The sequence below is a fragment of the Tateyamaria omphalii genome (assembly GCF_001969365.1).
Classification (GTDB): Bacteria; Pseudomonadota; Alphaproteobacteria; order Rhodobacterales; family Rhodobacteraceae; genus Tateyamaria; species Tateyamaria omphalii_A.
The window spans coordinates 614,014-633,959 of record NZ_CP019312.1; the positions used below are offsets into that span (position 1 = coordinate 614,014).

Annotated in this window: 19 protein-coding genes; 6 read left to right on the plus strand and 13 right to left on the minus strand. The window is 63.0% G+C overall.

All coding sequences use genetic code 11. The features are described 5' to 3' along the window. Positions 1–82 precede the first annotated feature (82 nt). Positions 83–874, plus strand: coding sequence for a type IV pili methyl-accepting chemotaxis transducer N-terminal domain-containing protein (locus BWR18_RS02980; protein ID WP_083957623.1), 792 nt, complete (start codon positions 83–85; stop codon positions 872–874). A gap of 3 nt (positions 875–877) precedes the next feature. Here the strand turns inward: BWR18_RS02980 and carB are convergent, their stop codons facing one another. Next, positions 878–4,210, minus strand: coding sequence for a carbamoyl-phosphate synthase large subunit (gene carB, locus BWR18_RS02985; protein WP_076626640.1), 3,333 nt, complete (start codon positions 4,208–4,210; stop codon positions 878–880). A 173-nt stretch (positions 4,211–4,383) separates the two neighbouring features. Between carB and BWR18_RS02990 the strand changes: the two genes are divergently transcribed. Then, the gene (locus tag BWR18_RS02990) at positions 4,384–5,055 is read left to right on the plus strand and encodes an HAD-IA family hydrolase (protein ID WP_076626641.1); all 672 of its coding nucleotides are present in this window, start codon (positions 4,384–4,386) and stop codon (positions 5,053–5,055) included. Here BWR18_RS02990 and BWR18_RS02995 read toward each other — a convergent pair. Together BWR18_RS02995 and BWR18_RS03000 are read right to left on the minus strand one after the other, a co-directional pair. Further along, entirely contained in the window at positions 5,052–6,296 is a 1,245-nt protein-coding gene (locus BWR18_RS02995) for an SAM-dependent methyltransferase (protein ID WP_076626642.1), read from the minus strand. The genes BWR18_RS02990 and BWR18_RS02995 overlap by 4 nt on opposite strands. A gap of 64 nt (positions 6,297–6,360) precedes the next feature. Then, positions 6,361–7,125 carry an alpha/beta fold hydrolase gene (locus tag BWR18_RS03000; protein WP_076626643.1) on the minus strand — a complete coding sequence of 255 codons (765 nt, stop codon included), beginning with the start codon at positions 7,123–7,125 and terminating at the stop codon, positions 6,361–6,363. Positions 7,126–7,201: 76 nt separating this feature from the next. On the opposite strand from BWR18_RS03000, the gene BWR18_RS03005 reads away from it, so the two are divergent. Continuing rightward, positions 7,202–7,576: a hypothetical protein gene (locus BWR18_RS03005; RefSeq protein ID WP_076626644.1), complete on the plus strand. Its 375-nt coding sequence runs from the start codon at positions 7,202–7,204 to the stop codon at positions 7,574–7,576. A gap of 18 nt (positions 7,577–7,594) precedes the next feature. Next, positions 7,595–8,584 (plus strand): NAD(P)H-binding protein, encoded by a 990-nt coding sequence (locus BWR18_RS03010; RefSeq protein WP_076626645.1) that lies wholly within the window; start codon positions 7,595–7,597, stop codon positions 8,582–8,584. A gap of 16 nt (positions 8,585–8,600) precedes the next feature. Here BWR18_RS03010 and glyA read toward each other — a convergent pair whose 3' ends face one another. Beyond that, positions 8,601–9,896 carry a serine hydroxymethyltransferase gene (glyA, locus tag BWR18_RS03015; RefSeq protein ID WP_076626646.1) on the minus strand — a complete coding sequence of 432 codons (1,296 nt, stop codon included), beginning with the start codon at positions 9,894–9,896 and terminating at the stop codon, positions 8,601–8,603. 182 nt (positions 9,897–10,078) lie between these two features. Here glyA and BWR18_RS03020 point away from each other — a divergent pair, with 182 nt between their 5' ends. After that, positions 10,079–10,840: an NAD kinase gene (locus BWR18_RS03020; RefSeq protein WP_076626647.1), complete on the plus strand. Its 762-nt coding sequence runs from the start codon at positions 10,079–10,081 to the stop codon at positions 10,838–10,840. A gap of 32 nt (positions 10,841–10,872) precedes the next feature. Here BWR18_RS03020 and BWR18_RS03025 read toward each other — a convergent pair whose 3' ends face one another. From BWR18_RS03025 to BWR18_RS03035, 3 genes are read right to left on the minus strand one after another with little or no spacing between them, the layout of a single operon-like run. Then, positions 10,873–11,436: an SCO family protein gene (locus BWR18_RS03025; protein ID WP_076626648.1), complete on the minus strand. Its 564-nt coding sequence runs from the start codon at positions 11,434–11,436 to the stop codon at positions 10,873–10,875. Between the two features lies 1 nt (position 11,437). Next, on the minus strand, positions 11,438–11,956 hold the full coding sequence (locus BWR18_RS03030; protein WP_254684924.1) for a hypothetical protein: 519 nt from the start codon (positions 11,954–11,956) through the stop codon (positions 11,438–11,440). Positions 11,957–12,006: 50 nt separating this feature from the next. Then, complete coding sequence (locus tag BWR18_RS03035; RefSeq protein WP_157598634.1) at positions 12,007–12,474, minus strand: hypothetical protein; 468 nt, start codon at positions 12,472–12,474, stop codon at positions 12,007–12,009. 166 nt (positions 12,475–12,640) lie between these two features. Between BWR18_RS03035 and BWR18_RS03040 the strand changes: the two genes are divergently transcribed. Continuing rightward, positions 12,641–13,657, plus strand: coding sequence for a hypothetical protein (locus tag BWR18_RS03040; protein ID WP_076626650.1), 1,017 nt, complete (start codon positions 12,641–12,643; stop codon positions 13,655–13,657). A 3-nt stretch (positions 13,658–13,660) separates the two neighbouring features. On the opposite strand, the gene BWR18_RS03045 is transcribed toward BWR18_RS03040, so the two are convergent. From BWR18_RS03045 to BWR18_RS03070, 6 genes are all read right to left on the minus strand, one after another. Then, complete coding sequence (locus BWR18_RS03045) at positions 13,661–15,016, minus strand: SPOR domain-containing protein (protein ID WP_157598635.1); 1,356 nt, start codon at positions 15,014–15,016, stop codon at positions 13,661–13,663. Between the two features lie 65 nt (positions 15,017–15,081). Next, the gene (gene upp, locus BWR18_RS03050; protein ID WP_076630084.1) at positions 15,082–15,714 is read right to left on the minus strand and encodes a uracil phosphoribosyltransferase; all 633 of its coding nucleotides are present in this window, start codon (positions 15,712–15,714) and stop codon (positions 15,082–15,084) included. Between the two features lie 144 nt (positions 15,715–15,858). Beyond that, on the minus strand, positions 15,859–17,028 hold the full coding sequence (locus BWR18_RS03055) for a phosphopentomutase (RefSeq protein ID WP_076626651.1): 1,170 nt from the start codon (positions 17,026–17,028) through the stop codon (positions 15,859–15,861). Continuing rightward, a complete protein-coding gene (locus BWR18_RS03060) occupies positions 17,028–18,335 on the minus strand; it encodes a thymidine phosphorylase (RefSeq protein ID WP_076626652.1) in 1,308 nt (435 codons plus the stop codon). Before BWR18_RS03060 ends, BWR18_RS03055 begins: the two co-directional genes overlap by 1 nt. Continuing rightward, positions 18,332–18,730 carry a cytidine deaminase gene (locus BWR18_RS03065; RefSeq protein ID WP_076626653.1) on the minus strand — a complete coding sequence of 133 codons (399 nt, stop codon included), beginning with the start codon at positions 18,728–18,730 and terminating at the stop codon, positions 18,332–18,334. The genes BWR18_RS03060 and BWR18_RS03065 overlap by 4 nt, the downstream gene beginning before the upstream one ends. A gap of 70 nt (positions 18,731–18,800) precedes the next feature. Then, positions 18,801–19,886, minus strand: coding sequence for a cupin domain-containing protein (locus BWR18_RS03070; protein ID WP_076630085.1), 1,086 nt, complete (start codon positions 19,884–19,886; stop codon positions 18,801–18,803). Between the last annotated feature and the right edge of the window lie 60 nt (positions 19,887–19,946).

The following is a 19,946-nucleotide window of genomic DNA, read 5'->3' on the forward strand; positions in this document are numbered from 1 at the left end:
TGAACTGAAAATACAACCGCTTTAATCCACCTTTAAGCCCTCATGCTGTAAGCCCCGACACATGGCGACTTTGGAGTGATCCATGCGAGTTTTGGCGCATCTGATATGTGCGGTGGCGTTGGCGTTCGGGGCCTGCGGGCCCGCGGACAGTGCCGGTACCGTTACGATCCGGGATTGGGCGGATCAGGCAGTGCTGGTGCATCGCGTGACCAAATCAGTCTGCTTGCTCTTTGTCGGGTCCAGCACGTCGGTTCATTTGGACGACGTGGCCGAGTCCTCGGCCCGTTTGATGGCGCGATCCGGCACGCTTGGCATCATGGCCGCTGCAGATCTGAAACTGGCAGCAGATGTTGCAACACTCACGCGGTCGGCGCGGCAGATCGCTGCTGGAGATCGCCACACTGTGGCGGTGTCCCTACTGCTTAAGACAAACCCGGTCCTCTCCTCAAGGTATCGAGAAAAACGGGCACATGCACAATCGGATGTGCCAGCAGAATTTCACGGATCCTTCGCCGCTGTTCAGGACTTGCGGGTGCTATCACAGAAGTTTCAGCGGGACCTGTGCCTGTTTTTGACCGATCTAGCACTTGATGGTGCGGCAGGCGCGCTGTCTGATGATATTGTCAGCTTCGAGCAGGCGCTTGAACAGATCACAAAGGGTGATGCCGCTGCCGGGCTTGTTGCCGCGCCCAACATCCATATCAAGGTCACGTTGGGAAAGGTCGCCGCGAAATGGAAAACTCTCAAACCTATTTTGCTTGCCGCTGCGCGTGGTGAGGCTGTGGACTCACGCGACGCCCAGCTTGCTTCCGTGCTGGGCGACGCGATGCTTGCCAATCTGGATGACATATCCGATCGGTTTCAGGCGTTGTGATGTTCAGCCTTGTAACGCTTTGACACCGACATCGCCCTGCGATTGTTCGCGAATGGCGAGGGCGGCGGCATAGGCGCCGGCGGCCGTCGTGAAATAAGGGATCTTGTCGTAGAGCGCGATGGAGCGGATCGACTTGCTGTCTTCGACCGCCTGCGCGCCTTCGGTTGTGTTGAAGACAAGCTGGATGCCATCGTCTTTCATCATGTCAGTGACGTCCGGACGCCCCTCATAGACCTTGTTCACCGTTCTGCAGGGCACGCCATTCGTCTCCAGCCACGCCGCTGTTCCACTGGTCGCCACAGTCGTGAAGCCCATGCCGTGCAGGATTTGAGCCGCTTCAAGCATCTGGGGCGTCTTGTCCATATCCTTGATCGAGATGAAGGTGCAGCCCGCGTTCGGCAACACCATGCCAGCCCCCATCTGCGCCTTGAGGAATGCGCGCGCAAAGGTGCGGTCCCAGCCCATGACCTCGCCTGTTGAGCGCATTTCGGGTCCAAGGATCGTGTCCACACCGGGGAAACGGGCAAAGGGCAGCACCGCTTCCTTGACCGAGAACCACGGCATGTTCGGGTCGGCCAGCGTCATCGGATCGGCCAGCGGCAACACGCTGTCATAACTGGCGTCTGCGTCATAGGCGGGACGCTGGGGGAAGTTCGACAGTGGCTCTCCCGCCATGACGCGGGCGGCGATGGACGCAATGGCACTGTCGGTGGATTTTGCGACGAATGGCACGGTGCGCGAGGCGCGTGGATTCACTTCGATCAGGAAGATGTCGTTGCCCTGGATCGCGAATTGGACGTTCATCAGGCCAACCACATTCAACGCCTTGGCCAGCGCATGAGTCTGCGCCTCAATCTCGGCAATCACGTCGGAGGGCAGGGAATACGGGGGCAGGGAACAGGCGCTGTCGCCCGAATGCACGCCCGCCTCTTCGATGTGCTGCATGATGCCGGCAACATGTACGTCCGTCCCGTCGCAAAGCGCGTCCACATCCAACTCGACCGCACCGGCGAGGTAGCTGTCGAGCAGCACGGGGCTGTCGCCCGATACGACGACGGCTTCTGAGATATACCGCTCAAGGTTCGCTTGATCACGCACGATTTCCATCGCGCGGCCGCCCAGGACATAGGACGGGCGGATGACCAATGGGAAACCAATATCATCTGCAATTTCAAGCGCTTCAGCGTCGGAGTGCGCGATGCCGTTCTTGGGCTGCTTGAGCCCGAGATCGTTCACCAGCGCCTGGAACCGTTCACGATCTTCGGCGAGGTCGATGGCGTCAGGTGTGGTGCCCAGGATCGGAATGCCCGCATCTTCCAACGCGTTGGCCAGCTTCAGTGGGGTCTGACCGCCGAACTGAACGATGACGCCGTGCAGGGTGCCATTGTCCTGCTCGACCCGCAGGATTTCCATCACATGTTCGAATGTCAGCGGCTCGAAATACAACCGGTCCGAGGTGTCGTAGTCGGTGCTGACCGTCTCGGGGTTGCAGTTGATCATGATCGTCTCATAGCCCGCGTCGGTCAGTGCAAAGCAGGCGTGACAACAGCAATAGTCGAACTCGATCCCCTGGCCGATCCGGTTGGGGCCACCGCCAAGGATTACCACCTTTTTACGGTCCGACGGGCGCGCTTCGCATTCGACGTCGCCGAATACCGGCGTTTCATAGGTCGAGTACATGTAGGGCGTCTGCGCCTCGAATTCGGCGGCGCAGGTGTCAATCCGTTTGAAGACGGCCCGCACGCCCAGGTTTTCGCGCGCACGGCGCACCTGCGCCTCGTCCCGTCCGGTCAACTGGCCCAAGCGGGCATCTGTGAACCCCATCATCTTGAGGGCGCGCAGACCTTCTTCGGTCATCGGCAAGCCAGCGTCGCGCACCTGCGCCTCCATGTCCACGATCTCGCGGATGCGGGCCAGGAACCACGGGTCGAACTTGGTCGCGGCAAAGATGTCATCGTCGCTCAATCCGTGGCGCATGGCTTGCGCGATCAGGCGCAAGCGGTCCGGGGTCTGGGCCGATATTGCTTTGACCACCGCGGCCTTGTCCGGCGCGCCCGGGATGTCGATGTCATCGAGGCCCACCAGGCCCGATTCCATTGATGCCATCGCCTTTTGCAGCGACTCGTGGAAGGTCCGGCCAATCGCCATGACCTCGCCCACGGATTTCATGGCGGTGGTCAGCGTTGCTTCGGAGCCGGGGAATTTCTCGAACGCGAATTTCGGGATCTTGGTGACCACATAGTCAATCGTCGGCTCAAACGAGGCGGGCGTGACCTTGGTGATGTCGTTGTCCAGCTCATCGAGCGTGTAACCCACGGCCAGCTTCGCCGCGATTTTGGCGATGGGAAAGCCGGTCGCTTTCGATGCAAGGGCCGATGACCGCGACACGCGCGGGTTCATTTCGATCACCACCATGCGCCCGTCATCCGGGTTGATCGCCCATTGCACGTTCGACCCACCGGTTTCCACTCCGATCTCACGCAGGACCGCAATCGAGTGGTTGCGCATGATCTGGTATTCTTTGTCCGTCAGCGTCAGGGCAGGGGCAACGGTAATCGAGTCGCCCGTGTGCACGCCCATCGGGTCCACGTTTTCGATGGAACAGACGATGATGGCGTTGTCGGCAGTGTCGCGCACCACCTCCATCTCGTATTCCTTCCAGCCCAGCAGGCTCTCATCGACCAGGATCTGACCCACGGGGCTTGCGTCCATGCCTGACCGGCAGATCGCTTCATAATCCTCGCGGTTGTACGCGACGCCGCCGCCTGTGCCACCTAGCGTAAAGGCGGGCCGGATGATGGCTGGCAGGCCAATGTCTTCCAACGTCTCCAGCGCCAGCGCAACGCCTGCGGCCAGATCCTTGTTGCCCTTGTCGTCCTTGGGCGCGGTGACGATGGTCGCGCGTGGATTTTCGATGCCCAGCCTGTCCATCGCTTCGCGGAACAGCTTGCGGTCCTCGGCCATCTCGATGGCGTCACGCTTGGCGCCGATCATCTCGACCCCGAACTTGTCCAGCACGCCCATTTCTTCCAAGCTGAGCGACGTGTTCAACCCGGTCTGTCCGCCCATTGTGGGCAGCAGCGCGTCCGGCCGTTCCTTTTCGATGATCTTGGCGACAACCTCGGGTGTAATCGGCTCAATGTATGTTGCGTCGGCGAGGCCCGGATCGGTCATAATGGTGGCCGGGTTCGAGTTCACCAGGATGACCCGGTATCCTTCTTCCCGCAGCGCCTTGCAGGCTTGCGCACCGGAATAGTCGAACTCGCAGGCCTGCCCGATCACAATGGGGCCCGCGCCGATGATCATGATCGACTTGATGTCGGTACGCTTTGGCATCTTGGCCCCCCAAATGTGCAAATTGTCCTGCCTTATAGGGATGGCGCAAGAAGGTGCAAGAGGGCGCGGTCGCCCGCCTGCGGTAAATCTGCGGCGTAGGGTGGAACTCTTTGTCCATTGCCACAGTTTCCCCGCTGTGCGCCACCGCAACCAGTCACAGGGGAAGATCGAACATGGCCTATTCTGCACTGCTTTTGGGATCGATTGGCGTTCTGGCCGAAACATCCGACATTCAACGTCGCGCGTTCAACACCGCTTTCGAGTTGAACGAGGTCGATTGGCACTGGGACGAAGAGACGTACCGCGCGCTGCTTGAAGTGCCGGGCGGCAAGGCGCGCCTGAATTACTACGCCAAGGCACAGGCGGTCGAGGTGGATATCGACGCGCTCTATGAGGCCAAGCTGGAGGCGTTCGAAACGGTGCTTGCCGGTGGCGTCGAGCTGCGGCCCGGCATTGCGGACCTGATTGCGGAGGCACGGACCCAGGAGATGAAAATCGGTTTTGTCACCGCCACCGATCCGCGCCAGGTCGCTGCACTGCTCAAGGGTCTCGAATCCGCGATTGATTCTTCAATCTTTGACTTCATCGGCGACCGCACGATTGCGGCCCGCACCAAGCCGGCCCCGGACATCTATAATGAGGCTTTGCGCCAATTGGATGTCACCGCGAACGCGGCCCTCGCTATCGAAGATACGCCCGAAAGCGCAGAGGCCGCCGTGGCCGCTGGCATCCGCACGCTGGTATATCCGGGTGAACAGTCCCGCGACCGGTCATTCGGGGAAGGCGTCGAAGTGATTGATGTACCCCACGTGTCCATCCTGCGCGCGGCACCGGTCGCCGCCTAGGCGTCTTCGGTCTGACGCACGGTTGCGGTCGCGGCGGTCGGGCGCGCAGCATACAGATAGTCGCGCGTCAGCGGCACAGCATCGCGACGGTGCGCCAGTTGTAGATGATACACGCCCTGCATTTGTTGTTCGAACGCGATGATGCAAACCGTCAGATAGTAGCGGAACATGCGCACAAAGCGGTCGTCGTAGGTCTGCGAAATTTCATCAACATGTGCCTCAAACCTGTCGCGCCAGTGGCGAATGGTCTTGGCGTAGTGCAGGCGCCACACCTCGATATCCGTCTGCCACAGGCCGGACCGCTCCATCGCGGGTGCCAGTTCGGACAGCGACGGCACGTAACCGCCCGGAAAGATATATTTGTTGATCCAGGATGAATGCGCCATCGGCGGGGCCGACCGGCCAATCGTGTGGATCAGCGCCACGCCGTCGGGGTCCAGCAATTCGGCCAAGCGGCCAAAATACGTGTTGAAATTCGGCACGCCTACGTGTTCGAGCATGCCGACCGATACGATCCGGTCGAAGGTGCCGGCGATATGCCGGTAGTCCTGCAACCGGAATTCGATCTGCTCGGACAGTCCCGCGTCCTCCGCCCGCTTTCGCGCCGTGGCCAATTGGTTCTCGCTGAGCGTGATGCCGGTGACCTGGCAACCGTAGTCGCGGGCCAGCGTCAGCGCCATGCCACCCCAGCCGCAGCCGATGTCCAGCACCCGCATCCCCGGCTCTAGCCGCAGCTTGCGCGCGATATGCGCCTTCTTTGCCACCTGCGCATCTTCCAGCGTCATGGCGTCGTCGCGGAAATAGGCGCAGGAATACTGCATGTCCGCGTCCAGAAAGAGGCGGTAGAGGTCGTCCGAGATGTCGTAGTGATGCGCCACATTCTGGCGGGACGCGCTTGGCGCGTTCTTCTGTATGAAGCGGCGCATGTGAAAGCGGGCGCGGTTTGCCGCAACGATCCAGGGTGGGATATGTCCCTTGAACCGGTTGCGCACGATGACGGTCAGCGCGTCATCCAGTGTGCAGTTGCGCGGCGTAATCGTGCCGTTCATGTACCCCTCGCCCAGACCAAGATCGGGGTTTACGATCAGCCCGCGCAACGTGGCCCTGTCCGAAATCGCCAGATGCGCCGAAGCGCCGGTATCGGGGCCGTAGTCCCGCGTTATTCCGTCCGGATAGGTCAGGCTCAGACGGTCCTCGACCATCATGCCGGTCAGAAAACGGTCAAGCAGCGTCTCCCACATGATCGCACCCTTGCAGTCACTCCCGCCCTAAAATCTGGGGCGGGCACTGGGGTTACGTCAAGGGTCAGGCGGCTGTTGCGTCCAGATAAGCGCGCACGGTGCCCTCGAATGCCCGCGGATCGTCCGCATGCAGCCAGTGCCCGGCATTTGGAATTTTCACAAAGCGCGCAGCTGGGAACAAGGTGCGTATGGTCGGGCGATAGCCCGGCGCGACATAGTCGCTTTGTCCACCCGATAGGAACAGGGTGGGGCCGTCGAACTGGCCCGAAACCTCGGGAAACCCAAGGATCGCAGGCATGTTTGACGCCAATGCATCCAGGTTCAACCGCCAGCGCCGCTCTGCCACATCCAGCGATTGGGTCAGGAAACTGCATAGCGCAGGTTCGACGCCCTGTGCTGCGAGCTGCGCATTTGCATCTGACCGGCGGGTGACTGCGCTCAGGTTCACGGCCCGCATCGCGTCGATAAACTGCATCTGGCTGTGGCTGTAGCTGACCGGCGCAATATCGCCGATGACCAGCCGTTGCACCGCATCCGGGCGCGACAGGGCCAGCATCATCGCCGCTTTGCCGCCCATGGAATGGCCCACCACGTCCATCGGTCCGCCCAATGCGTCGATGATATCGGCCAGGTCGCTCGCAAGATCGGCATAGCCGTGATTGCCCGACCAAAAGCTGTGCCCATGGTTGCGCATGTCCACTGTGATGACCCGCCGGGTGTCGGACAGCCGCTTGGCAATCACACCCCAGTTGCGCCCCGAACCATAGAGGCCGTGCGCAATCAAAAGCGGGATGCCATCGGCCGCCCCATGTTCGGAATAGCTGAGCATGCCCCTACGCTTAGCCGCATCACGCACGCTCTGCCAGAGGCATTGAGAAGCGCAAGGCACCAAGGTAGAAAACCGCATGGAAACCCAAGAGAGCATCCAGACGCGGGCCGATCGTGTTCAGGCCGCCTTGCACGCCGCGTTTGGCGTGGGCGGCAAGACGCTCGATGCGTCCCTGCGCAAAACGGGCCGCCGTCTGCCGCGGCGTCTGCACAAGGATGCGCACAAGATCGTCGATGCGCAGGGATTTGGCGGACACCCCAAGCTGATGCGCCAGGTGGACGGGGCGGCGCTGGCGGCGGCCGAGGACCGTGTGGTGACTTACCTCAAAGGGATCGACCGGGCGGATCGGCGCAAAGGGTTCTGGTTGGGCATCGCCGGTGTCGTCGCCTTTAATATCCTTTTGGTGGTCGCCGGCGTCGTCTTTTGGATGTGGTGGGCAGGCCATGTGTGATCACCGGACTGACTTGTTTTGAGCGCACACGCATCGCCTGCAAAGCGGTCCAAGCGCGTTCTCGTCTTCGGCGCGACAGGCACCATTGGCCGGGCCACCACCGCCGCACTGATTGCCGACGGCCACGATGTCACCTGTTTTCTGCGCAACCGCAGCCGTACCCCGTCCAACCTGTCTGGTGCTCTGCTGCGCTACGGCGACGTCACAGACCCGGTATCGGTCCAACAGGCCGCATTCGGCGATATCCCCTTTGATGCGGTCATCTCCTGCCTCGCCTCGCGGACTGGCGCGCCGCAAGACGCGTGGGCCATCGACCACCACGCGACTGTCAACATCATCGAGGCGGCCAAGGCTGCGGGGACGCCCCAGATGGTCCTGTTGTCGGCCATCTGCGTGCAAAAACCGCGCCTCGCGTTTCAGCACGCCAAGCTTAGGGCCGAGGCGGCGCTGATCGCCTCTGGCCTGACCTATTCGATTGTGCGTCCGACGGCGTATTTCAAATCACTGGCGGGACAGATCGCCCGGGTGCAGAACGGCAAGCCCTATTTGCTGTTCGGAGACGGAGAATTGACGGCCTGCACGCCCATCAGCGACCGTGACCTTGGTACGTATTTGGCAGAGTGTCTCGATACGCCCGATCGCTGGAACCAGATCCTGCCCATCGGCGGGCCGGGGCCCGCGCTGACGCCGCGTGCTATGGGGCAAAAGCTGTTCGACCTGTCCGGCCAGCCGCCAAAGTTCAAACACGTGCCGGTTGGAATGATGCGCACCATCGCGGGCGCTTTGGGGGTGGCCAGCCGGATCGTGCCGCCGCTGTCGGCCAAGGCCGAGTTCGCGCGCATCGGCCTATACTACGCGACCGAATCCATGCTGGCCGTGAACCCAGACACCGGCGCATATGACCGCGACGCGACCCCGATCAAGGGGACAGACACGTTGTTCGACTACTACGCCGCCGTCCTGCGGGGCGAGGCGCCGGTGGAACGCGGGGATCACAGCGTGTTCTGAGATCCCCGACGGTTCGTCAGAGGTTCGGATACATCGGGAAGCGGCCGCATAGCGCGGACACTCCGGCTTTCACCTTCGCCTCGACCGCGCCGTTGGCATCCTCGCCATTGGCGGCCAGCCCATCGACCACTTCGATGATCCAGTCACCGATCTGGCGGAACTCGCCCTCGCCAAATCCGCGCGTGGTGCCAGCGGGCGAGCCCAAACGGATGCCCGACGTGATCATCGGCTTCTCATCGTCAAACGGCACACCGTTCTTGTTGCAGGTGATGTGCGCACGGCCCAATGCCTTTTCGGTCGCGTTGCCCTTCACGCCCTTGGGGCGCAGGTCCACCAGCATCACATGGGTGTCGGTGCCGTGTGTCACCGTGTCCAGACCGCCCTTGTGCAGCTGATCCGCCAGCGCCTGCGCGTTCTTGATCACCTGCTGCTGGTACAGCTTGAAGGACGGATCCAGCGCCTCGCCAAAGGCCACGGCCTTGGCCGCGATCACATGCATCAGCGGGCCGCCTTGAATGCCGGGGAAGATGGCCGAGTTGAATTTCTTGGCCAGCGCCTCGTCATTGGTCAGGATCATGCCGCCGCGCGGGCCGCGCAGGGTCTTGTGGGTGGTCGTGGTGGCGACGTGCACATGCGGGAATGGGTTGGGGTACTCACCCGCCGCGATCAGACCGGCAAAGTGGGCGACATCGGCCAGGACCCAGGCGCCGACCTTATCCGCAATCTCGCGGATACGGGCAAAGTCGATGACGCGCGGGATGGCAGAGCCACCGGCGATGATCATTTGCGGCTTGTGCTCAAGCGCCAGCGCTTCGATCTGGTCATAGTCGATGTCCAGCGTGTCGCGGCGCACGCCGTATTGCACCGCGTTGAACCACTTACCCGACTGGTTGGGCTTCGCCCCGTGCGTCAGGTGACCACCTGCGTCCAGCGACATGCCGAGGATGGTATCGCCCGGTTGCAGCAGCGCCTGGAACACACCTTGGTTCGCTTGCGAACCCGAGTTCGGCTGCACATTGGCAAAGCCGCAGTCGAACAGCTGCTTGGCACGTTCGATGGCGAGGTTCTCGGCCACATCGACGTACTGACACCCACCGTAATAGCGACGGCCCGGATAGCCCTCGGCGTATTTGTTGGTCATCACCGACCCCTGCGCCTCAAGCACTGCGGCAGAGACGATGTTTTCCGATGCGATCAACTCGATCTCGTCTCGCTGGCGGCCCAGCTCGTCGCGGATCGAGCCAAACAGCTCGGGGTCACGGTCAGCGAGGGATTGGGTGAAAAAGCCGTCGGTGCGATGGGGCGCATTCATATGAACTCTCCTGCATGGACTGAGTCGATTTGGGTTGCCGTTTCCTATCGGAAACCGGCCATTTGATCAAAGGATGTATCCCGACAACATGCGCACTGCCAGCGACAAAGCGCGCTGGGCGCTGGTAAGGGGCGAAAAGATATGGTTCTTTCGGCGCAGAACGCACGCCATAGGAAACTGAAATGCCCCTCAAGATCGCCTTCGCGGCCAGCCGCGCGCCCGTGGCACAAACCGCGCGGGCCGCGCTGATCGGGCGCTATGGCGATGCGCACCCTGCCCAGGCGGACGTCATCGTGGCGCTGGGCGGGGACGGGTTCATGCTGCAAACCCTGCACGGCAGCCAGCACCTGAACGCCCCCGTCTACGGTATGAACCGCGGCACCATCGGCTTTTTGATGAACGAATATGGCGAGTCGGATCTGGTTGCGCGGCTGGAAGCGGCGGAAGAGGCCGAGCTGAACCCGCTCTCCATGACAGCCTCCACGCCCGAGGGCCAAAGCCACAAGGCGCTCGCCATCAACGAAGTGTCCCTGCTGCGCGCAGGACCGCAGGCGGCCAAGCTGCGGATCACAGTGGACGGACGGTTGCGGATGGATGAACTTGTCTGTGACGGCGCGCTGGTCTCCACACCTGCGGGCTCCACCGCCTATAACTACTCCGCCCACGGGCCGGTCCTGCCCATCGGGTCGGACGTACTGGCACTCACAGCCGTTGCCGCCTTCCGCCCCCGGCGCTGGCGCGGCGCACTTCTGCCCAAGATGGCCAAGGTCCGCTTCGATGTGCTCGAAGGGGACAAGCGCCCTGTCATGGCCGAGGCGGACTCGCGGTCTTTTGCAAACGTGTCGTCGGTCGAGATCGAATCCGAGCCCTCCATCGTGCACCGCATCCTCTTCGACCCCGGTCATGGGCTCGAAGAGCGGCTGATCTCGGAACAGTTCAACTAACGCGCCAAACGTAAGGCGTAGCCTGGCGCGCCCTAGCCAGCCTCGGGAATATAGCCCCGCGCGATCTTCGCGACCTGCTCCACATCCAGCACCGGCGGCAGCAGCGTCAGCAATGCGCCGTCAGCATCCAGCAAATGTACAAAGCTGCCATGGGAATAAATCCACCCATGTTCCGGGTCCTCAAACAGCGGCTCGACCTCGACCTTGAAGGCCTCGTAAGCGGCCTGCAAGGCTCCCTCATCCCCCGTCAAACCAATGAAATTCGGGTGGATATCGGCCAACGGCGCGCCCATCGTCTCGACCCGATCCTGATCGGGGGCTACGGTAATCATCACGGGCGTCACGCCGATCCCATCGCCTGCCAGTTCATCGACCACCTGCGCCATCAACGGCATCGCCGCCGAACAGATATTCAGACAGTTGGCATAGCCAAAGAACACCAATTGATACTTGCCGTCCGGGTCGGCCTCGGTCCGGACCTCACCGAACTGGTCCACCAGTTCATATGGCCCGCCGATATCTACGGGGAACGGACTTTGACCAGCGGCAGGTATCCCCACCGCCACCATAAACGCAGTCACCAAAGCGCGCCACATCTCAGAAATTCTCCGCAATCCAGGCTTTGTCCAGCTCTTGGCCCAACCCAAGATAGCCCTCTTCCTCGATGATCGCGGCAACGCTCGGGTCGCGGCGGAACCACGGGCCCTTACCCTTGGCCTCGGGATGCTCAGCGGCCCAGGTCTTGGTCCATTGGTTCGCCTTGATCTTTTCGCCGCCGCCGGGTGGCACGATGGTCTGCACCAGATAGACATTGTTGGCGCCCAGTTCCGGGTCCTCCAACATCAGCCCATCAACGGTGATGGTCTGGTTGCAAAACGGCTGCAACTCGACCGCAGCCCCCGTAAACGCAGGCTGGCTGTTCTTCATCGGCAGAACCAGAACGTCGTCGGCGGTGCGGATCAGACCAAGCTGCCGCTTGCCCGCGCCGCAATCCGCCGGGCAATCGCCCGTGAACTCGCAGATCAGGTCCACGACCGTCGCCTCGAACGTGGCGGGCACCTCTGCATACAGGTTCCAACTGCGCGCCTCCGACCCTTCGGAAAAATCCTGTGCCATCAACGGTGTGGCAACCAATGCGCATATCGCTGTCAAATGTTTCAACATGCTCACTCTCCTTGCGGCTTCGCAGAGTCGGGGATCGAGAACGGCGGTACAGTGCCATAATCGTCGTGGTTCTGGTTGGTGATATCCAGATCAGAGACCACCTCATTCACCACGATGTAGTTCAACCCATCGCGCTGATAGAGCGTGCCATCGGCTTCGACAGTATGTGCCGCCAGCTTCAGAATGCCGTCGCCTCCGGCGGTCTGGTCATCCTCGCCGACCTTCAGCACCATGTAGACCGTGCCGTCCTCGGCCAGCAGGCCAACGGGAATGCCACCGGCGCTGCACCACAGTGCACATGTGTGATGCGCCGATCCCACAACAGCATCCGGGCTGCCCATGACGCCTGAAAAATAACACCACGTGTCAATGATTTCGCCCGTCACCTGAATGCGTGTGCCTTCGGCGGCCTGACCGGCCATCGGTAGGGTTATCGCAGCCAGGGCGCCAAAAATGAGTGATCGCATCATGCAGCCTTTCGTCCAATTCTGTCACCGCACGCTGACATGCAGCTTGCGCATCGGTCAAATCACGCTTTTCGGGTCCGCCCATTTGTGATCGCTTGGCGTGGGCGGGCAGGTCTGATACCGTTCTGCCCACGAAAGAGGCAAAACCAAAGCCCGCAGACCTACAGGTATGACCGCACTCAGCAAATATGACCGGCTCGAAGCGACGGGCCTCTGGCGCGCATCTGGCGATGCGCAACGGCGCGAGGTGATCGTGTCTGTCGGTGACGCAACGCTTGTGATCTCTGACCTCAACGATCGCGCGATCACCCATTGGTCGCTCGCTGCCGTCGAAAAGGGCGAGACGCCGGACAAGGGTGGGGCGGCCTTTCACCCGGACGGCGATCCTGACGAAGTTTTGGAACTTGGCCCGGACGAGGCCGCAATGATCGACGCCATCGACACGCTGCGCCGTGCTGTCGCACGGTCCCGCCCGAAACCGGGTCGGCTGCGGTGGCTGGGCGCCGCCATCTCGGTGTCTGCCGTGGCCGCCCTTGCCGTCTTCTGGCTGCCGGGTGCGCTGGTGGATCACGCCATGCGCGTCGTGCCTGCGGTCAAGGAGGCCGAGATCGGCACAGCGCTTCTGGCGCATATCGAAAGGGTGTCGGGCCAGCCCTGTAGCAGCATTGAGGCGCGGCCAGGCCTTGTCGCGCTGGCCGGGCGCACGGGGGCGGCCCGTGTCATAATCCTGCCCGGCGGCGTGCGCGAGGCGCTGTCGCTGCCCGGCGGCACCGTGCTGCTGAACCGCGCGCTGGTCGAGGATTATGAAGAGCCGGATGTCGCCGCCGGTTACATACTTGTCGAACAGGCGCGCAACATGACAAAGCTGCCCTTGCGCAAGCTGCTGGAACATTCGGGCCCGCGCGCGACGGGCACATTGCTCACCACCGGTTCGCTTCCCACCCATGCGCTCGAGGCCTATGCCGAGGATCAGCTCTCGCGTTTCGCGGCGGAGGTGCCGGTGGACAGGCTCCTTCCGCTCTTTGAAGCGGCAGGCCTCCGCAGCACACCCTATGCGCGTGCGCGCGACATCTCTGGCGAGGCGACGCTTGCCCTTATCGAAGCCGATCCGATGGCCGGACAGGCGCCAGCCCCGATCATGGCAGACCGGGATTGGCTGCAGCTTCAGGCCGTTTGCGAAAGCTAAGCGCTACTTGCGCACAAACGCATCGGAAAAGCCTGCGGCACGGCTGCTCTGCAGCCCGCGCGACAGATCTGTGGACGAGGCAAAGGGCCCCGCCAGCACAACCTGATACGACTTGCCCCCCCGCGTCACCCGCCCGATCCGGGCCGGCAGACCCGCGCGGGCAATGCGCTGCGCCGCCGCTTGCGCGTTGGCAGGCACCCCAAAGGTCCCTACCTGAACATAACGCCCTTGCGTCGTGGCGCTTGGCGCTTTGCCCGCTGCTTTCGGCGCTGTTCGCGCGGGCGCCTTCACCACCGGGGCCGGTGCCGACCGCGTCGACACAACCGGTTGCCTTGCCGTGGCCGACGACTTGCGCTGCACCCGCTTCATCAACTGCCCGTTGCGGCGCACCAGCGTCACGGTGCCCAGGTTCCGCTCTTGCGTCGCGACATCGGTGTAGGGGTAGACCAGCGGCACGGTGGCCGTCACGTCGCGCCCCGTGCTGCGTTCGATCAGGCGGCGGGGGACGGTCTGTGTCCACACGAGGCGCGTCTGCGCAATCCCGTTCAACGACTGCTCGGCACGGCGCGGGTTCAGACGGTCATCCTTCCACACGGGCACATAGCCTTCGGGCACACGCGCCGCGCGCTGCAAGGTGCGGTTCTCGTAAACATGCCGCGGCACAACCCGCGTTTCGGGGCCAACAGCGGCAGCACTACCGCGCGCGATCTGCTGCGGTCCGCAGCGCACGGGCCCGTACTGACCAGAGTTGATATAGCGCGCACTGACGGGCGACGCCCCTTGGCAAGCGGGCACCGCGCGCTGTGCTGTCACCGTGCGGGGTGCCGCTTGCACAACGGTCGGCTGCGCGGGTGGCGGTGCTGTGCGGCGTACAACCGGGGCAGCAGGGCGCTGCACAACCACACGGGGTGCAGGCTGCGGCGTCGGGGCCGTTGTGGCCGCCGGTCGGGTCGTCCGCACAGTAGGCCGCGGGGCGGGCACCGGAGCCGCGGAGGGGGCCGCATCTGCCGTCGCCGTCGGGCGGGCCGGTGGGGCGACCGTGATCTGTTCCGGCGTGCCCTGTGTCGTCTGGGTCGGCGTCGACCGGGCCGCGGCGGCCGCATTGGCCGACAGGCTGGGCGTCTGGCCACAGATCAACTGACGCTGCCGATTGACGCGCGGCACCCAGGTGACATTGCCGTCAATGCCCGCGCGGATGAACACACACCCCCTGCTGTCGACATATTGGGTTCCGTTGAACGAGGCTGGCGGAAACTCCGCCGGGGTCTGCCCATTCCGCAAGGACTGCGCCTGGCCCATACCAACGGACAAGGACGCAACACACACAGCCAAAGCTGCAATTCTGGTAAAACTCATCATATCCCCCACAAGATATGGGAGGCACGATGCCTCAACCCCGATCCTGAGTAAAGCGGCGATCCCCGCTATTTGGTGCCAAACATTCGATCCCCGGCATCGCCAAGGCCCGGAACGATATAGCCAATGTCGTTCAACTGATCGTCAACGGCTGCGGTGACGATGGGCACGTCCGGATGCGCCACTTTCATCCGGGCGATTCCCTCCGGTGCGGCCAACAGGCACAAAAACCGGATGTTGGTCGCGCCAGCCGCCTTTAACCTGTCGATGGCGGCGGCAGAGGAGTTGCCGGTGGCCAGCATCGGATCAACCGCAATGACCAACCGATCCTCCAATGCTTCGGGCACCTTGAAGTAATACTCGACCGGCTGCAGCGTCTCTTCGTCCCGGTACAATCCGACAAATCCGACCCGTGCTGACGGAATCAATTCCAGTACCCCGTCCAGCAGCCCATTGCCCGCGCGCAGGATCGAAATCAGCGCCAGTTTCTTGCCGTCGAGCGTCGGCGCATCCATCGCCTGCATGGGCGTGTCAATCCGCTTGGTGGTCATCGGCAAACCGCGCGTCACCTCATAGGCCAAAAGCTGCGAAATCTCGCGCAAGAGCTGCCGGAACACGGCTGTCGGGGTGTCCCTGTCACGCATGATGGTCAGCTTGTGCTGCACAAGCGGGTGGTCAACGACGGTCAGATGATCGGACATGGGCGCGGCTCCTTTGCTGCAAACGTTCTGCAACGCGCCGTTCGGTTCCACAATCCCTGTCTTCTTCTCTTTGCAAATACGGCGGGGGAGGCGCATCGCGCCGGGGGCAGCGCCCCCCAAACCATGCCGTGCGCCGTCAGGCGCTCATTTGGGTGACACGCCAAGATGCCGCGCCACCAGATGGGCCACATCCTGAAACCCGATCAACCCCAGCGGCGCGCCGTCACTGCCATGGACCAGCACCGGCACCCGTTCGCGGGTATGGTCGGTGCCGACCCAGGTGGGGTCATTGCCGTGATCTGCCGTCAACACCAGCAGGTCATCGTCGCGCAACCGTGGCAGCATCCGACCGATCTCGGCATCGAACCATTCCAGATGGCGGGCATAGCCCGACACATCCCTGCGGTGACCATAAAGACTGTCGAATTCCACGAAATTGGCAAAGGTCAGGCTGCCGTCTTCGGCCTCATCAACCAGATCAGACAGATGCCGCATCAGGTCCACATCCGCCCCTTTGCGCACCGCGTCAAAGCCCTGCATGGAGAAAATGTCGCCCACCTTGCCCACACCGTACACGCGGCGGCCTGCATCCTGCACCCAGTTGGTCAGGATCGGCGCGGGCGGTGTGATGGCAAAGTCACGGCGATTCACGGTCCGCTCAAATGCGCCATCTTCCCCGACAAAGGGCCGCGCAATCACACGACCGACGCGCATGCCGTGCAGCGCGGGCGCCACGGAACGGCACAGGTCCAAAAGCCGCTCCAGCCCGAAATGCGTCTCATGTGCCGCGATCTGAAACACGCTGTCGGCAGAGGTATAGCAGATGGGCTGCCCGCTTCGCACATGCTCGGCCCCCAAATCGGCAATGATGCGCGTGCCCGACGCATGGCAATTGCCCAGTATCCCGTCTGTGCCCGCCGCAGCACATACCGCCTCAACCACATGATCGGGAAAGGCAGGCACCGCATCCGGAAAGTAATGCCACTCCCAAGGCACCGGCACACCGGCCAGTTCCCAATGGCCCGAAGGGGTATCCTTGCCCCGCGACACCTCGGTCGCCGCACCCCATGGGCCTTGCGTCACTTGCTCACCATTGGCCCGGGCCATCGCATCGAACACTCCCAGCGCCGCCAGATGCGGCAGGGCCAACGGCCCACTGCGCCCGTCCTCGGCCTCACCTGCGGCACAGGCCTCCGCAATATGCCCCAGCGTGTTGGCGCCCGTATCCGGCATATCGCCGTTGAAATAGTCGCCCGCATCCGGCGCGCCGCCAATCCCGACGGAATCCATGACGACAAGGAACGCGCGCGCCATCAGCCGACCCGCTCGGCAATCAGCTCCGGCACCGCCGGGGCCTGCGCGCCAACGGTGATGGCGGCCCGCACCGCAGCCTCTGCCCGGTCCGCATCGGCAAACCGCGCCGCGTGGACAACACACAGCGGCTGCCCCTTCGCTACCTTGGTCCCCAGACGCAGAACATCCGACAGGCCAACAGCGGGGTTGATCACGTCGCTCTCAACCTTGCGACCGCCCCCCAGATCCACAACAGCCAGCCCCAACGCCTCGCCATCAATCGCGCTCACATAGCCCGGCCCCCGCGCGGTGATCTCGCGAATGACGGTGGCCTCGGGCAAAAAGCGCGACCAGTTCTCGGTGAACTGCATTGGCCCGCCCATGGCCGTGATCATCATGCCAAACCGCTCTGCCGCACGCCCGTCGGCGATGGCGGCGACGATGGCGTCAGCCCCGCTTTGCACATCCTTCGCCAAACCACCATTCGCCAACAGTACGCCGCCCAGGGCGGCGGAAATCTCGACAAGTGGCCCTTGCACGGTCCCGCTCAGCACCCGCATCACCTCGGCCACCTCCAGCGCGTTGCCCAAGGCAGGGGCCAGCGGCTGCGACATGTCGGTGATCAGGGCGGTGGTCTTGCACCCGGCGGCGTTTGCCGTCTTGACCAGCGCATCGGCCAGCGCGCGGGCATCGCTGGCATCCTTCATGAATGCGCCAGAGCCGACCTTCACATCCAGCACCAGACCATCCAGACCCGCGGCAAGCTTCTTCGACAGGATCGAGGCCGTGATCAGGTCCATGCTCTCGACCGTCGCCGTGACGTCCCGGATCGCATAAAGCCGCTTGTCCGCAGGGGCCACCGTCGCCGTAGCACCGACAATGGCGCAGCCCGCCCGCGCCATCACATCCCTCAGCCGCCGTTCGCTCAACTGCGTCGACACGCCCGGAATGGCATCCAGCTTGTCCAGCGTACCGCCAGTATGGCCGAGCCCCCGTCCCGAAATCATCGGAACATAGGCACCACATGCCGCAAGGGCAGGGGCCAGAACAAGGCTCACGCAATCGCCCACACCGCCTGTTGAATGCTTGTCCAGCACCGGGCCATCCACATCCCAGTCCAGTACCTGACCGCTGTCGCGCATGGCGATGGTCAGGGCCACCCGGCCCACATCACCCAATCCGTTCAGGCACACCGCCATGGCAAAGGCGCCCGCCTGTGCATCCGTCACCGACCCGTCGGCCAATCCTTGGGCAAACCACGCCAACTCGTCCCGCGACGGCGTCTGACGCTGGCGCAGCTTGGCAATAATCGACCGCGCGTCGCTCATTTGTCGCCGTCCATATGGGCCGCGCCAAACGCACCGGGCAGCAATTCGGCCAGCGTCATCACCTGCTCGATGCCCCCGGTCGTGGCCATGGTCACGCGCACATCACCAGCGCCAAACTCGGCCAGCTTCTGACGACACCCACCGCATGGGGTCACCGGCATCGGACTGCCCGCCACGACATAGGCTTCCATGATCCGTCCTTGCCCCGCCGCAACCATCGCCGCAATGGCACCCGCTTCGGCACAGGTCCCCTCCGGGTAGGCCACGTTTTCCACATTGCAGCCCACAAACACGGTGCCGTCACCCGCGCGCAGCGCGGCCCCCACCTTGAAATTCGAATAGGGCGCGTGCGCGTTGTCCCGCACCTTCAGCGCCGCCGCTTTCAACTCGTCCATACTGACCCTCTTGTCCGGACCCCGACCCTAGCCAAAGGGCGTTTCCTTGGCCACTGCATAAACAGTTTGGCTAAGGCAGTTCGGTTGTAAACACGCCGGGCAGGGACACCTCCAACACCTCAATATCCTCCGACAGATCCGCATAGCGCGTCGCCATCCCCGGCGGCACCACAAACGCATCCCCCGCCCCGAGCGAAAACGGCGTCCGCCCCTGGCCCTCAAGCGTCATCGACCCCTCCATCACAAAGGTGAACAGGATGTCACTGTCATGCACGGCCCAGGCCGTATCACCCGCGCTCCGGCGCGCCACGGTCACGCCAGCCACCCCCTGCGTGCCCTCCGCAATCCCGGTATCGCGTGCCTCAAACCCCGGCAGGCGAAAGGGCCCCCAAACGGCCCCATCCACCCTGTGATGGACAAAGCGCTGCCCCTGAAATCGCCGCCCGGGCCGCGCCGGGCCATTGGGCAGCTCCATCTCGTGATCAATGGTGGTTACATGCTCCGCAGGCACCCCAATCTCGATCACCTCGATATTGTCGCTGGCGTAAAGCACCCGGTGCCGGATCTCGGGCGGTTGGATCACGCAACACCCGGCCTCCAGCCGAAACGGCTCCCCCTGATCCTCATAGACCAGATCGACCCACCCCTTGTAGCAAAAGATCAATTGAAACCCGACCGTATGGTAATGCACCATGTCAGGCACGGGGCCGCCATCCGGAATGCGAATGTGGCTCGCGATAATGGACCCACCCAATCGGTCCGGGATCAGATCCCGGTAATGCATGCCCGCCCGGCCAATGACCCATGGCGCCTGATCGGCAAGCCGCCGCACGACAAAACTGTGCACAGTCTCAGGCATCAGCAAAGGCGGATTCAACACGTCAATTTCAACCCGCGTGCCATTCGGCGCGACCAGATCGCGCGCTCCATCCGCAAACCCGTCCGGATCGTCGGTCAATATACGCAACATGCCGGGTGGCTCACTGGCCCCGGCCTCGATCCGTATCCGCAAACCATGGCCGGAAAACACCGCAACAGACGGATCATCCGCAGGATAGATCATATCCATCCGCATCCCCAACACGTTGGTAAAAAACGGAATGTCGTCGCGCAACGCCTGCGTCGGCAACCGTATCTCTGCGCGAACCTCAGCCATCCCAATCCCCTTCATTTCGCCAAATAAACCGCGGGGGCGTTGCGAATGCAACGGGGGCTG

What these genes read in the sequence shown, in the direction of transcription:
- BWR18_RS02980 (WP_083957623.1), top strand. Translation starts at nt 83, where the DNA reads ATGCGAGTTTTGGCGCATCTGATATGTGCGGTGGCGTTGGCGTTCGGG.
- carB (WP_076626640.1), bottom strand. Translation starts at nt 4,210, where the DNA reads ATGCCAAAGCGTACCGACATCAAGTCGATCATGATCATCGGCGCGGGC.
- BWR18_RS02990 (WP_076626641.1), top strand. Translation starts at nt 4,384, where the DNA reads ATGGCCTATTCTGCACTGCTTTTGGGATCGATTGGCGTTCTGGCCGAA.
- BWR18_RS02995 (WP_076626642.1), bottom strand. Translation starts at nt 6,296, where the DNA reads ATGTGGGAGACGCTGCTTGACCGTTTTCTGACCGGCATGATGGTCGAG.
- BWR18_RS03000 (WP_076626643.1), bottom strand. Translation starts at nt 7,125, where the DNA reads ATGCTCAGCTATTCCGAACATGGGGCGGCCGATGGCATCCCGCTTTTG.
- BWR18_RS03005 (WP_076626644.1), top strand. Translation starts at nt 7,202, where the DNA reads ATGGAAACCCAAGAGAGCATCCAGACGCGGGCCGATCGTGTTCAGGCC.
- glyA (WP_076626646.1), bottom strand. Translation starts at nt 9,896, where the DNA reads ATGAATGCGCCCCATCGCACCGACGGCTTTTTCACCCAATCCCTCGCT.
- BWR18_RS03020 (WP_076626647.1), top strand. Translation starts at nt 10,079, where the DNA reads ATGCCCCTCAAGATCGCCTTCGCGGCCAGCCGCGCGCCCGTGGCACAA.
- BWR18_RS03025 (WP_076626648.1), bottom strand. Translation starts at nt 11,436, where the DNA reads ATGTGGCGCGCTTTGGTGACTGCGTTTATGGTGGCGGTGGGGATACCT.
- BWR18_RS03030 (WP_254684924.1), bottom strand. Translation starts at nt 11,956, where the DNA reads ATGGCACAGGATTTTTCCGAAGGGTCGGAGGCGCGCAGTTGGAACCTG.
- BWR18_RS03035 (WP_157598634.1), bottom strand. Translation starts at nt 12,474, where the DNA reads ATGATGCGATCACTCATTTTTGGCGCCCTGGCTGCGATAACCCTACCG.
- BWR18_RS03040 (WP_076626650.1), top strand. Translation starts at nt 12,641, where the DNA reads ATGACCGCACTCAGCAAATATGACCGGCTCGAAGCGACGGGCCTCTGG.
- BWR18_RS03045 (WP_157598635.1), bottom strand. Translation starts at nt 15,016, where the DNA reads ATGATGAGTTTTACCAGAATTGCAGCTTTGGCTGTGTGTGTTGCGTCC.
- upp (WP_076630084.1), bottom strand. Translation starts at nt 15,714, where the DNA reads ATGTCCGATCATCTGACCGTCGTTGACCACCCGCTTGTGCAGCACAAG.
- BWR18_RS03055 (WP_076626651.1), bottom strand. Translation starts at nt 17,028, where the DNA reads ATGGCGCGCGCGTTCCTTGTCGTCATGGATTCCGTCGGGATTGGCGGC.
- BWR18_RS03060 (WP_076626652.1), bottom strand. Translation starts at nt 18,335, where the DNA reads ATGAGCGACGCGCGGTCGATTATTGCCAAGCTGCGCCAGCGTCAGACG.
- BWR18_RS03065 (WP_076626653.1), bottom strand. Translation starts at nt 18,730, where the DNA reads ATGGACGAGTTGAAAGCGGCGGCGCTGAAGGTGCGGGACAACGCGCAC.
- BWR18_RS03070 (WP_076630085.1), bottom strand. Translation starts at nt 19,886, where the DNA reads ATGGCTGAGGTTCGCGCAGAGATACGGTTGCCGACGCAGGCGTTGCGC.